The 13,204-nt window shown below is 59.8% G+C and carries 10 protein-coding genes and 2 riboswitches; of the genes, 8 read left to right on the top strand and 2 right to left on the bottom strand.

Going from position 1 to position 13,204, the window contains the following annotated elements:
* Positions 1–27 precede the first annotated feature (27 nt).
* Positions 28–241, bottom strand: a riboswitch (cobalamin riboswitch).
* 217 nt (positions 242–458) lie between these two features.
* Positions 459–687: riboswitch (cobalamin riboswitch) on the top strand.
* A gap of 121 nt (positions 688–808) precedes the next feature.
* The 4 genes from PFAS1_RS23830 to cobM all read left to right on the top strand — a co-directional run bounded on the left by PFAS1_RS23830 (position 809) and on the right by cobM (position 2,970).
* Positions 809–1,012, top strand: a complete 204-nt coding sequence (locus PFAS1_RS23830; protein ID WP_074877577.1) for a CbtB domain-containing protein — start codon at positions 809–811, stop codon at positions 1,010–1,012.
* Between the two features lie 11 nt (positions 1,013–1,023).
* Positions 1,024–1,731, top strand: coding sequence for a CbtA family protein (locus PFAS1_RS23825; protein WP_076030765.1), 708 nt, complete (start codon positions 1,024–1,026; stop codon positions 1,729–1,731).
* Positions 1,728–2,141, top strand: a complete 414-nt coding sequence (locus tag PFAS1_RS23820) for a cobalamin biosynthesis protein (RefSeq protein WP_076030764.1) — start codon at positions 1,728–1,730, stop codon at positions 2,139–2,141. Before PFAS1_RS23825 ends, PFAS1_RS23820 begins: the two co-directional genes overlap by 4 nt.
* Positions 2,142–2,223: 82 nt before the next feature.
* Complete coding sequence (cobM, locus tag PFAS1_RS23815; RefSeq protein ID WP_074877584.1) at positions 2,224–2,970, top strand: precorrin-4 C(11)-methyltransferase; 747 nt, start codon at positions 2,224–2,226, stop codon at positions 2,968–2,970.
* 173 nt (positions 2,971–3,143) lie between these two features.
* Here cobM and nfuA read toward each other — a convergent pair whose 3' ends face one another.
* Positions 3,144–3,728, bottom strand: coding sequence for a Fe-S biogenesis protein NfuA (gene nfuA, locus PFAS1_RS23810; RefSeq protein ID WP_046048486.1), 585 nt, complete (start codon positions 3,726–3,728; stop codon positions 3,144–3,146).
* A gap of 115 nt (positions 3,729–3,843) precedes the next feature.
* A complete protein-coding gene (locus PFAS1_RS23805; protein ID WP_076030763.1) occupies positions 3,844–6,138 on the bottom strand; it encodes a fatty acid cis/trans isomerase in 2,295 nt (764 codons plus the stop codon).
* Between the two features lie 155 nt (positions 6,139–6,293).
* Between PFAS1_RS23805 and metH the strand changes: the two genes are divergently transcribed.
* From metH to PFAS1_RS23785, 4 genes are all read left to right on the top strand, one after another.
* Positions 6,294–10,004 (top strand): methionine synthase, encoded by a 3,711-nt coding sequence (gene metH, locus PFAS1_RS23800; RefSeq protein WP_076030762.1) that lies wholly within the window; start codon positions 6,294–6,296, stop codon positions 10,002–10,004.
* A gap of 185 nt (positions 10,005–10,189) precedes the next feature.
* The gene (locus PFAS1_RS23795) at positions 10,190–10,408 is read left to right on the top strand and encodes a DUF2970 domain-containing protein (RefSeq protein ID WP_076030761.1); all 219 of its coding nucleotides are present in this window, start codon (positions 10,190–10,192) and stop codon (positions 10,406–10,408) included.
* 597 nt (positions 10,409–11,005) lie between these two features.
* Positions 11,006–12,664, top strand: coding sequence for a nitrite/sulfite reductase (locus tag PFAS1_RS23790; protein WP_076030760.1), 1,659 nt, complete (start codon positions 11,006–11,008; stop codon positions 12,662–12,664).
* The gene (locus PFAS1_RS23785) at positions 12,648–13,142 is read left to right on the top strand and encodes a DUF934 domain-containing protein (protein WP_074877594.1); all 495 of its coding nucleotides are present in this window, start codon (positions 12,648–12,650) and stop codon (positions 13,140–13,142) included. Before PFAS1_RS23790 ends, PFAS1_RS23785 begins: the two co-directional genes overlap by 17 nt.
* Positions 13,143–13,204: the final 62 nt, after the last annotated feature.

The following is a 13,204-nucleotide window of genomic DNA, read 5'->3' as shown; positions in this document are numbered from 1 at the left end:
GCCACCGGATCACCCCGCCCGGTTGTAGTGAGAATCTGTGTCGAGGCAGGTCTCCTGGCTGACGGTGTGCCGGCTTGTGGGCCTGGCATTCGCTGCGCCTTCCCGCGAACCCGTTGCACAGGGTTTGCAGTGGCGTGGCAGCGAACAGCACCGTTCACAGTTGCGGGGGCAGCCGCGGCATCGACCGCGTTCCCTTCTTAGCTTCGGCAGACGCCGAAGAACCTCGAAAGCGCAAGGCTACGCATCGTGTGGGGGCGGGTCAATGTTGACCTGAATTCTGTGGTGCCCCCTTTGATGATCGTTCCCACGCTCTGCGTGGGAATGCCTCAACGGACGCTCCGCGTTCGGCTGTGAAAGGGACGCGGAGCGTCCCGGGCTGCATTCCCACGCAGAGCGTGGGAACGATCAACTCAAACGAGAACCCTTGCCAATTGACGCCCAACCCCCGCCCATGCTCTCCTACACGCCTTGTTACGGGTGCCCTTCACAGGGTGAAACGGGAAACCGGTGAATCATGTGCTTTACTCTAAAGTCATGTCAGTCCGGTGCTGCCCCCGCAACGGTAAGCGAGCGAAGCGTCAGATCCACTGTGCCAGCAGTTCGGCATGGGAAGGTGATGCTTGCAGGTCAAGGCGAAAGCCAGTGCCCCTCGTGAGCCCGGAGACCGGCCCGCAACACAAAGTGACCATTACGATCACTGAATAACAAACCCGCGGTGGGCGGGCGCTGTTTGAACCTCTGCGTGCCCGTCTCGCAGGGGTCTTCCATGCGCTCTATATCACCCGCTGACAGACCAGAGGGAAGCGCCATGTCGATCATCAGCAGCACCGGCAGCAACACCGATAAGAGCACCGCCAGCACCACCCATACCCTGACCCAACGCCTGACCGCCGCCGTATGCGCGTCGATCCTGGGTGCCAGCCTTGTGTATTTCGCCGGTTTCTCGCACATCGAAGCGGTGCACAATGCCGCGCACGATACCCGCCACAGCTCTGCATTTCCGTGCCATTGAGACCAGCTGACATGATCAAGCGTATTGCGCAAACCGCAGGGTTCACCGGGCTGCTGGCCGCCCTGTTGCTGACCCTGCTGCAAAGCTTCTGGGTGGCACCGTTGATTTTGCAGGCCGAGACTTACGAAAAATCCGAGCCCGCCGCGGTTGAAGTTCACGAACACGCCGCAGGTGCTGTCGCCGCTCACACCCACGATGCCGAGGCCTGGGAACCGGCAGACGGCTGGCAGCGCGTGCTGTCCACCACCGGCGGCAACCTGGTGATAGCGGTCGGTTTCGCCCTGATGCTGGCCGGTCTCTACACCTTGCGCGCACCGACCAAAACCTCCCAGGGCCTGCTTTGGGGCCTGGCCGGTTATGCGACGTTCGTACTGGCACCGACCCTCGGTCTGCCGCCTGAGCTGCCTGGCACTGCCGCCGCTGATTTGGCGCAACGGCAAATCTGGTGGATCAGCACGGCTGCCTCCACCGCAGTCGGCATCGCATTGATCGTGTTCAGCCGTCACTGGCTGATGAAAGTGCTCGGCGTGGCAATCCTGGCCGTGCCTCACGTGATCGGCGCACCACAACCGGAAGTTCACTCGATGCTGGCTCCGCAAGCCCTGGAAGCTCAGTTCAAAATCGCTTCGCAGCTGACCAACGTGGCATTCTGGCTGGCCCTGGGCCTGATCAGTGCCTGGTTGTTCCGCCGCAAAAGCGATGGTCAGTACCACGCATGAGTGAGATCAGCACAGCGCCGACTTTAGTGGTCGGCCTGGGCTGCCAGCGCGGCTGCCCCGTCAGCACGCTGCGGGCGCTGCTCGATCAGGCATTGCAGGCTCATAAGATCGAACTTCACCAGATCAAGGCCCTGGCCAGCATCGACCTGAAGCGCGAAGAACCTGGCTTGATCGAATTGGCCGAACAGCTTGCGTTGCCGTTGCAGTATTTCAGCTGCGAACAATTGGCTGTCTATCAACCGCAACTCAGCCACCGCTCCGACATCGCGTTCGAACGCACCGGCTGCTACGGCGTAGCGGAAAGTGCCGCCCTGGCTCTGGCTGAACACCTGGCCCAGGCCCCGGCAAAATTGCTGATTTCACGACAAAAATACGCCCAGGCCACCTTGGCATTGGCCGGCGCCGCCTGAAATCTTCGATAATCCCCGCCTTCGATCATGAGCAATCTTCATCTGAAGCCTTGCCCAGCCCCTTTTTTCACAGGAACCGACGATGACCGTCTACTTCATTGGCGCAGGTCCCGGCGACCCGGAACTGATCACCGTCAAAGGCCAACGGCTGATTCGCAGCTGCCCGGTGATCATCTATGCCGGCTCCCTGGTGCCCGCCGCCGTGCTGGAAGGCCATTGCGCCGAACAGGTGGTCAACAGCGCCGAACTGCACCTGGAACAGATCATCGAGCTGATCAAATCCGCCCACGCCAAGGGCCAGGACGTGGCCAGGGTGCACTCCGGCGATCCGAGTCTTTATGGTGCAATTGGCGAGCAGATCCGCTACCTGCGCGAACTCGACATCCCGTTTGAAATCATTCCCGGCGTCACGGCCACGGCGGCCTGCGCGGCACTGTTGGGTGCGGAACTGACGTTACCCGACGTATCGCAAAGCGTGATCCTGACCCGTTATGCCGACAAAACCGTGATGCCCGCTGGCGAAGAGCTTGGCAGCCTGGCGCAGCACGGGGCGACGATGGCGATTCATCTGGGGGTCAATCATCTGGAGAAGATCCTGGCCGAATTGCTGCCGCATTACGGCGCGGATTGCCCGATCGCGGTGATTCACCGGGCGACCTGGCCGGATCAGGATTGGGTGGTGGGGACGTTGGCGGACATTGCCGCGAAGGTTGAAGCCAAGGGGTTTCGGCGCACGGCGTTGATTCTGGTGGGTCGGGTGTTGGGTAGCGATCACTTCAGTGAATCGTCGCTGTATCGCGCGGGGCATGCGCATCTCTACAGACCCTGAAGTACTTGTGGCGAGGGAGCTTGCTCCCGCTGGACCGCAGAGCGGTCCCAACATCAGCCAACGCATTCATCACGGGAAAATGCATTAGCTGCTTTGCGATTGCTTCGCAATCGAGCGGGAGCAAGCTCCCTCGCCACAGCGCTGTTTTTTTATGTCTGCAGCGAACACCTTACTTAGTAGTAGGCGTTTTCTTTCTGCGTGTGGTCGGTGACGTCACGAACGCCCTTGAGCTCGGGAATGCGCTCGAGCAAGGTGCGCTCGATGCCTTCGCGAAGGGTGACGTCTGCCTGGCCACAGCCCTGGCAACCGCCGCCGAACTTGAGCACGGCAATGCCGTCTTCGACCACATCGATCAGGCTGACCTGACCGCCGTGGCTGGCCAGCCCCGGGTTGATCTCGGTTTGCAGGTAATAGTTGATACGCTCGTTGATCGGGCTGTCAGCGTTGACCATCGGTACTTTGGCGTTTGGCGCCTTGATGGTGAGCTGGCCGCCCATACGATCGGTGGCGTAGTCGACAACCGCATCGTCCAGGAACGCTTCGCTGAACGAGTCGATGTAAGCGGTGAAGCTTTTGAGCCCCAGCGCCGTGTCTTCGGGTTTTTCTTCGCCCGGCTTGCAATATGCAATGCAGGTTTCGGCGTATTGGGTGCCAGGCTGGGTGATAAAGACGCGGATGCCGATGCCTGGGGTGTTCTGCTTGGAGAGCAGATCAGCCAGATAATCGTGGGCGGCGTCGGTAATGGTAATAGCGGTCATGGAAACTCCTCGCAGGCTTGGGCGCAGTTTACGCCAATCAACGCGCCGTACAAAGTCCTAGTATTTTTGTCGGGAAAGCACAGATGATCAAATGTGGGAGCAAGCACCCCGTGCATCAGAGATTCTCGTACCGGTTCATGTCCAGCACGCCCTCTTCCACAGGGTCGGTCTCGTGGATATAGCGGCTCAGATCATGGAAATATCGCCAGAACTGCGGATGGCTGCGGCGAATGCCCCAACGTTCGACGATTTTCTCGAAACTGGCAGCGTCCTTCGCGGCTTCCATCGCATCAACGAAAGCCGGCACTTGGCCGGCCGGAATATTGAACATGAAGTTCGGGTAGCTGCTGAGTACACCTGGATAAATCGTCAACGTATCGAGCCCCGGCTGATAGCGCCGCGACTCCCCCAGCAGGAACGCCACGTTGCTGTGGGCCCGGTTGCGCAGCAGGCTATAGACCCCGCGTTTGCCGCTTTGAGTCTCGATGCGCAGCATCGTGGCTTCTGGCAATTGATCGATGACCTTCAGCCCCGCAGACGGACGTGAAGTCAGACGGCTCAAGGCCTGTTCGGCGTTCTGCAATGCCAGATCGATGTTTGGCCGCGAGCAGTAAGCGCCATCGCAGCGGTTAATCGGGTCAGGGTTGGCATTGAGTTCGCCGTACCGGGCCAGCAATTTCAGGGCGAAATCGCGTTTCGGATCCTTTTCGTCCAGCGTCAGTGCCGTGGGTTTGTCGTTGTCGATGTACTCGTAATCCAGCCACAACTTGAGCTTTCCGCCGTTCTGGTACCAATCGTCGAGATAACCGTCCCGTGAGTCGGCCGGCATCAGACGCAAAAAGTTCTGCTCGGCACCATTGCGAATCAAGTCGAAGTAAAGCCGGGTCTGGGCCTGATGGGATACGTTGCCAAATACATCGAAGTTGACTGCCAACTGGTAATACGTGCGTTCCAGCAATGGGTAATCGAACAGCCAGATGGTTTGCGGAACGTTGCCGATCAGGCCTTTGTTCACTGAGGCGCTATCGAAATGCCGGAAGATGCTCAGCAGCGCGTTGTCATTGCCGGCCCACAGGGTCGACCAGCTCGGGGCTGGCAGGTCGGCGTAGCTGTCTCGGCGCAGGGCCTCGTATTCGTTGCGTTTGTCACGGTAGTCGCGCCACAGGCTCAGGACACTGCCGACGTCATCGTTCTGCCCCGGCATCGCCAGCAGCGGCGTGGCTTGGCCGCGATAGTTCGGGTCAGTGATATAGAGGTCATGCTCCGGAGCCTGGAACAGCGCCCAGAAGTTGTCGCGAATCACGTCGGTGGCGATCTGGCCGCGGCAGACCGGGCCACGAATAAAGGTGCGCACAAAGTATTCGGCGTTATCGAGCATGAACTGGTAACGCGCCTGAGCCGGGATCGCTTCAAAGGTCGTGAACGGGTTGGCCCGTCGTTCCGGCCCATAACCCGGCAGCGCATTGACCTGCCAGTTGCCGCTGTAGAACAGACTTTTGATCCGCGCCATCTTCGCGGCGCTGAGCGGATAGGTGATGTGAGTCTTGTGCACGATCACGCCTTGCACCGGCCATAAACGGTAATAGACCTGAGTGCCCGGATCGTCATTGGGACGACGGGTGTTGATCAAATCAATGGGCTGGCCGGTCGGCGTGCGCGAACGTACCCACTGAAAGAAATGCCCTGGCTCGCCGTCCTTGAAATAGAGGTGAGCGAGAAACCAATGCTCGAACAACCACCGCCCCACCAGGCTTTGCCGTGCACCCGGAGCGTTGAGCAGGTTTTCCCACAGCACCACCTGCAACGCCTCCTTGGCGCTCGGCACCAGACCTTGCTCGTCAATCGGCACGCCGGAGGCCAGCCAGCGTTGCAGTGTCTGGTATTGCTGATCGGTCAGCCCCGTCACCGCCAGTGGCATGCCTTCCTGGGGATGTGATTTGGCATAGCTATCGAACTCGGCCGGCAAGGCGCACATGTTTTCCCGGTTCAGGCCAAGGACGATGTCCTCCGGCAGCTTGGCATTGGGTTGCAACGGGGTCTTGTGGCCCAATTCAAGCATCCGCGCCATCAACGCGGCCTGACTGCCTTGAGCGTCGAGCACCGAATAGAAGTCCTTTTGCTGCCAGGCGCGCTTACCGAAGGCGTCATAAAACAGCCGGGTCGGCGCGGCAGCCTGGCGGCGTTCGCCGTCGTAGACCAGGGTCTTGGTCGCACCGCGAGCCACCCCTTCGCCACTGCCCAGATTGAGCTGACAGGCGGAGTCGTAGCAGGCATGGCAGGCCACACACTTTTCGGTGAAGATCGGTTGTATGTCGCGGCTATAGGAAATAGCAGAGGAAATGGCCGGATCCTGCGCGGCAGCGCCCCAGCTTAAAAACAGCAAAACCATGCTGATGACGCGATAAGACATATCCCTGGTCCCGATCATGAAAAAACGCCGCGATTCTACCGGTCTGCACCCCGCCCCAACATGAGCGATATTCATGCAAAACCGGGACATGCTCTAAAACCGCACAGGTTTGCTATTATTCCGCCCCTTCGTCATGGCCTTACCGAGTAGTCCAAATGTCCGATCGCAGCGTTCGCCTTCAAGCTCTCAAGCACGCCCTCAAAGAGCGCATCCTGATTCTCGATGGCGGCATGGGCACGATGATCCAGAGCTACAAGCTCGAAGAGCAGGATTACCGCGGCAAACGCTTCGCCGACTGGCCGAGCGACGTCAAGGGCAACAACGACCTGTTGATCCTGACGCGCCCGGACGTGATTGGCGCCATCGAGAAAGCCTACCTGGATGCCGGCGCCGACATTCTGGAAACCAACACCTTCAACGCCACCCAAGTATCCCAGGCCGACTACGGCATGCAGGGCCTGGCGTACGAGCTAAACGTAGAAGGCGCGCGTCTGGCGCGCAAGGTCGCAGACGCCAAAACCCTGGAAACCCCGGACAAACCACGCTTCGTGGCTGGCGTGCTCGGCCCTACCAGCCGCACCTGCTCGCTGTCGCCTGACGTGAACAACCCCGGCTACCGCAACGTGACCTTCGATGAACTGGTGGAAAACTACACCGAGGCCACCAAAGGCCTGATCGAAGGCGGCGCCGACCTGATCCTGATCGAGACCATTTTCGACACCCTGAACGCCAAAGCGGCGATCTTCGCGGTGCAAGGTGTGTACGAAGAACTCGGCGTCGAATTGCCGATCATGATCTCCGGCACCATCACCGACGCCTCCGGCCGCACGCTCTCCGGCCAGACCACCGAAGCGTTCTGGAACTCCGTGGCCCACGCCAAGCCGATCTCGGTCGGCCTGAACTGCGCTCTCGGCGCCAGCGAGTTGCGCCCCTACCTGGAAGAGCTGTCGAACAAGGCCAGCACCCACGTTTCCGCGCACCCGAACGCCGGCCTGCCGAACGAATTCGGCGAGTACGACGAACTGCCGGCGCAAACCGCAAAAGTCATCGAAGAATTCGCCCAAAGCGGCTTCCTCAACATTGTCGGTGGCTGCTGCGGCACCACGCCGGGCCACATCGAAGCCATCGCCAACGCCGTGGCCGGTTACGCGCCGCGTGCAATTCCGGACATCCCAAAGGCCTGCCGCCTGTCGGGCCTGGAACCGTTCACCATCGATCGCAACTCGTTGTTCATCAACGTCGGCGAGCGGACCAACATCACCGGTTCCGCCAAGTTCGCCCGCCTGATCCGTGAAGACAACTACACCGAAGCCCTGGAAGTCGCCCTGCAACAGGTCGAAGCCGGCGCCCAGGTGATCGACATCAACATGGACGAAGGGATGCTCGATTCGAAGAAGGCCATGGTGACCTTCCTCAATCTGATTGCCGGTGAGCCGGACATCTCCCGCGTACCGATCATGATCGACTCCTCCAAGTGGGAAGTGATCGAAGCCGGCCTCAAGTGCATCCAGGGCAAGGGCATCGTCAACTCCATCAGCATGAAGGAAGGCGTCGAGCAGTTCATTCATCACGCCAAACTGTGCAAACGCTACGGTGCCGCCGTCGTCGTGATGGCCTTCGACGAAGCCGGCCAGGCCGACACCGAAGCGCGCAAGAAAGAAATCTGCAAACGCTCCTACGACATTCTGGTCAACGAAGTCGGCTTCCCGCCGGAAGACATCATCTTCGACCCGAACATCTTCGCCATCGCCACCGGCATAGAAGAACACAACAACTACGCTGTGGACTTCATCAACGCCTGTGCCTACATCCGTGACGAACTGCCGTACGCGCTGACCTCCGGTGGTGTGTCCAACGTGTCGTTCTCGTTCCGCGGCAACAACCCGGTGCGCGAGGCGATTCACTCGGTGTTCCTGCTGTATGCGATCCGCAACGGCCTGACCATGGGTATCGTCAACGCCGGCCAGCTGGAGATCTACGACCAGATCCCGGCCGAACTGCGTGACGCCGTTGAAGACGTCGTGCTCAACCGCACCCCGGAAGGCACTGACGCCCTCCTCGCCATTGCCGACAAGTACAAGGGCGACGGCAGCGTCAAGGAAGCCGAGACCGAGGAATGGCGCGGCTGGGACGTCAACAAGCGTCTGGAGCATGCGCTGGTCAAAGGCATCACCACGCACATTGTTGAAGACACCGAAGAATCCCGTCAGTCGTTCGCCCGCCCGATCGAAGTGATCGAAGGCCCGCTGATGTCCGGCATGAACATCGTCGGCGACCTGTTCGGCGCCGGCAAAATGTTCCTGCCGCAGGTGGTGAAATCCGCCCGCGTGATGAAGCAGGCCGTGGCCCACTTGATCCCGTTCATCGAACTGGAAAAAGGCGACAAACCGGAAGCCAAGGGCAAGATCCTCATGGCCACGGTAAAAGGCGACGTGCACGACATCGGCAAGAACATCGTTGGCGTCGTGCTGGGCTGTAACGGCTACGACATCGTCGACCTCGGCGTGATGGTGCCGGCGGAGAAAATCCTGCAGGTAGCCAAGGAGCAGAAGTGCGACATCATCGGCCTGTCCGGCCTGATCACCCCTTCGCTGGATGAAATGGTCCACGTAGCCCGCGAGATGCAGCGCCAGGACTTCCATCTGCCGCTGATGATCGGTGGCGCGACCACCTCCAAAGCACACACGGCCGTGAAGATCGAGCCGAAATACAGCAACGACGCAGTGATCTACGTCACCGACGCTTCCCGCGCCGTGGGCGTGGCGACGCAGTTGCTGTCCAAGGAATTGAAGCCGGCGTTCATCGAGAAGACTCGCCTGGAATACATCGAAGTCCGCGAGCGCACCGCCAACCGCAGCGCCCGTACCGAGCGCCTGAGCTACCCGGCGGCCATCGCCAAGAAGCCGCAGTTCGACTGGAGCACTTACGAGCCGGTCAAACCGACGTTTACCGGTGCCAGGGTGCTGGAGAACATCGACCTGAAGGTGTTGGCCGAATACATCGACTGGACGCCGTTTTTTATCTCCTGGGACCTGGCCGGCAAATTCCCGCGCATCCTCACGGATGAAGTGGTCGGTGAAGCCGCCACGGCGTTGTACGCTGACGCCCGGGAAATGCTCGCCAAGCTGATCGACGAGAAACTCATCAGCGCCCGTGCGGTGTTTGGCTTCTGGCCGGCCAATCAGGTGCGCGAGGATGACATTGAAGTCTACGGCGATGACGGCAAGCCGATTGCCAAGCTGCATCACCTGCGTCAGCAGATCATCAAGACTGACGGCAAACCGAACTTCTCCCTGGCGGATTTCGTTGCACCCAAAGACAGCGAAGTGACCGACTACGTGGGTGGTTTCATCACCACCGCCGGGATCGGCGCCGAAGAAGTGGCCAAGGCTTATCAGGGTGCCGGCGACGACTACAACTCGATCATGGTCAAGGCACTGGCCGACCGTCTGGCCGAGGCGTGCGCCGAGTGGCTGCACCAGCAGGTCCGTAAAGACTACTGGGGTTACGCCAAGGACGAGACGCTCGACAACGAGGCCCTGATCAAAGAGCAATACACCGGTATCCGCCCTGCCCCGGGCTACCCGGCCTGCCCGGATCACACCGAGAAATCCACACTGTTCAAGTTGCTGGACCCTGAGGCCTCGGAAATGAAAGCTGGCCGCAGTGGCGTGTTCCTTACCGAGCACTACGCCATGTTCCCGGCGGCAGCGGTCAGCGGTTGGTACTTCGCTCACCCGCAGGCGCAATATTTTGCCGTGGGCAAGATCGACAAGGACCAGGTGCAGAGCTACACCTCGCGCAAAGGTCAGGAACTGAGCGTGACCGAGCGCTGGCTGGCGCCGAACCTGGGTTACGACAACTAATAGAGGCAACTCGGTCGAGTGCCCGATCGTTCCCACGCTCTGCGTGGGAATGCCTCAATGGACGCTCTGCGTCCGCTTTAGGGACGCGGAGCGTCCCGGGCTGCATTCCCACGCAGAGCGTGGGAACGATCAATCACTGCAACATTGTCTATGCTTACTTCTCACACATTGGTGACGAGGGGTTTATGGACGATCCAGCCGACAACAAGCCGCCTACTTTCTGGCAAATGCTGCACAGCGTCATGGCGGCGGCGTTCGGGGTGCAGAGCGGGAAGAACCGGGCCCGGGATTTCACTCACGGCAAGCCCAGTCATTTCGTGATTCTGGGGATTTTGTTCACCGCGGTGTTTGCGTTGACGCTGTACGGCATCGTGCAACTGGTGTTGCATCTGGCCGGGGTTTAACGCGATTCCGCTCGTGCGCCGGGGTCCGTAAACCGCGCCGAATATCAGCAGGAACGAGTAAAAAACCTTCCACATTAATCGTTCGAGCCCCCGGCAATTCGCCGCGCATTATCGCCAGCGAAGCCCCGGGAAACGGCGCTTGCCCCGGTTATTGCCCGACATTCGTCGGAATGGGGCCCGGACGGGGTCGGTTATTGATGACTGACCCAAAATACCGCTGTGCCCACGACCAGGATGATCAGGAACAGAATGGCCCAAGCATCGACCGTGCTATCGGGTTTTGACGTTTTGGTAGGGTTGCTCATTGCATCGCCTCTTGTCGGTTTTATCGGTGATTGCATAAAGACTCGAGCACAGTTAAGACGATGATTGCCCGCACCACAAATGTGGGTTCTGGCTAATTGGTATTCATTAGTCGTTTTGGTTCTTTACATATACTCAAACATCACTTTTGCGCATAACTGCAAACTGGTATCTTGCCCCGGCTCCGTTGGGAGTGCGCGGCCGTGCGCGCAGAATTGCCGAGGCAGTATCGGAAACTTCTAGGCGAAAAACGCAACTGGATCCGACCGGCCCAAGCCTGAGAACAGGACTTATATGTACGTATATGACGAGTACGATCAGCGGATCATCGAGGACCGCGTCAAGCAGTTCCGTGATCAGACCCGACGCTATCTGGCAGGCGAGCTGAGCGAAGAAGAATTCCGCCCCCTGCGCCTGCAAAATGGCCTTTACATCCAGCGCTTCGCGCCGATGTTGCGGGTGGCGGTGCCTTACGGCCAACTGACTTCGCGCCAGACGCGAATGATGGCCAAAATTGCCCGCGACTATGACAAGGGCTACGCCCACATCAGCACCCGGCAGAACGTGCAGTTCAACTGGCCGGCGCTGGAAGACATCCCGGACATCCTTGCCGAACTGGCGACCGTGCAGATGCACGCGATCCAGACCAGCGGCAACTGCTTGCGCAACGTCACCACCGACCAGTTCGCCGGTGTCGCTGCCGACGAGCTGATCGATCCGCGCCCGTGGTGCGAGATCGTCCGCCAATGGACCACCTTCCACCCTGAATTCGCTTACTTGCCGCGCAAGTTCAAGATCGCCATCAACGGTTCGACTTCCGACCGTGCGGCCATCGAAGTCCATGACATCGGCCTTGAGCCGGTGCACAACGCCGCTGGCGAGCTGGGCTTCCGTGTGCTGGTGGGTGGTGGTCTGGGCCGTACCCCGGTGGTGGGCGCGTTCATTAATGAATTCCTGCCGTGGCAAGACCTGTTGAGCTACCTCGACGCCATCCTGCGGGTCTACAACCGCTACGGCCGTCGTGACAACAAGTACAAGGCGCGGATCAAGATTCTGGTCAAGGCCTTGACCCCTGAAGTCTTCGCGCAAAAAGTCGATGCGGAAATGGAGCACCTTCGCGGTGGCCAGACCACGTTGACCGAAGCCGAAGTGCATCGTGTGGCCAAACACTTCGTCGACCCCGAGTACAAGGCTCTGGACGACCAGACCCAGGCGTTGGCCGAACTCGATAAAGAGCACCCGGGCTTCGCGCGCTGGCGCACCCGCAATACCATGGCTCACAAGAAGCCGGGTTATGTGGCCGTGACCCTGTCCCTGAAGCCGACCGGTGTTGCACCGGGCGACATCACCGACAAGCAGCTCGATGCCGTTGCCGACCTGGCCGATCGTTACAGCTTCGGTCAGCTGCGCACCTCCCACGAGCAGAACATCATTCTGGCCGACGTTGAGCAGACCCAACTGTTCGCGATGTGGGGAGAGTTGCGTGAGCAGGGCTTCGCCACGCCAAACATCGGCTTGCTGACCGACATCATCTGCTGCCCGGGCGGTGACTTCTGCTCCCTGGCCAACGCCAAGTCGATCCCGATCGCCGAGTCGATCCAGCGTCGCTTCGAAGACCTGGATTACCTGTTCGATATCGGTGAACTGGATTTGAACATCTCCGGCTGCATGAACGCCTGTGGTCACCACCACGTCGGCCACATCGGCATCCTCGGGGTGGACAAGAAAGGCGAAGAGTTCTACCAGGTTTCCCTGGGTGGCAGCGGAAGTCGCGACGCCAGCCTGGGTAAAATTCTCGGCCCGTCCTTCGCCCAGGACGCCATGCCTGACGTGATCGAAAAGCTGATCGACGTGTACATCGAACAACGTACCGAAGACGAGCGTTTCATCGACACCTATCAGCGTATTGGCATCGACCTCTTCAAGGAGCGCGTCTATGCAGCGAATAATTAAGAACAACGAAGTCGTCGACGAGACCTGGCACTTGCTGCCCAAGGACTTCAACATCGACGAGATCAGCAACTGCGACGACTACATCGTCCCTTTGCAGCTGTGGCGCGAACACAGCCGTATGCTCAAGGCCCGCGATGGCGGTTTGGGCGTGTGGCTGGATGCCGATGAAGAAGCGGAAGAAATCGGGGACGACGTGGAAAATTTCCAGGTGATCGCCCTGAATTTCCCAGCTTTCACTGATGGTCGCAATTACTCCAACGCCCGCCTGCTGCGTGACCGTTATGGTTTCAAAGGTGAACTGCGAGCGATTGGCGATGTGCTGCGCGACCAGCTGTTCTACCTGCACCGCTGCGGTTTCGACGCTTTTGCGATTCGCGCCGATAAAGACCCGTACGAAGCCCTGGAAGGTCTCAGGGACTTCTCGGTGACCTATCAGGCCGCCACCGACGAACCGCTGCCGCTGTTCCGTCGCCGCTGATCGTCAAACCTTGAACCCCTTCGCGGGGTTCAAGGCTCCCTCCTAGTACAGTCACGCCACGA

Source organism: Pseudomonas frederiksbergensis (assembly GCF_001952935.1).
Taxonomy (GTDB): Bacteria; Pseudomonadota; Gammaproteobacteria; order Pseudomonadales; family Pseudomonadaceae; genus Aquipseudomonas; species Aquipseudomonas frederiksbergensis.
The sequence above is the reverse complement of the archived record's forward strand: the minus strand, read 5'-3'. Positions and strand labels throughout refer to the sequence as shown.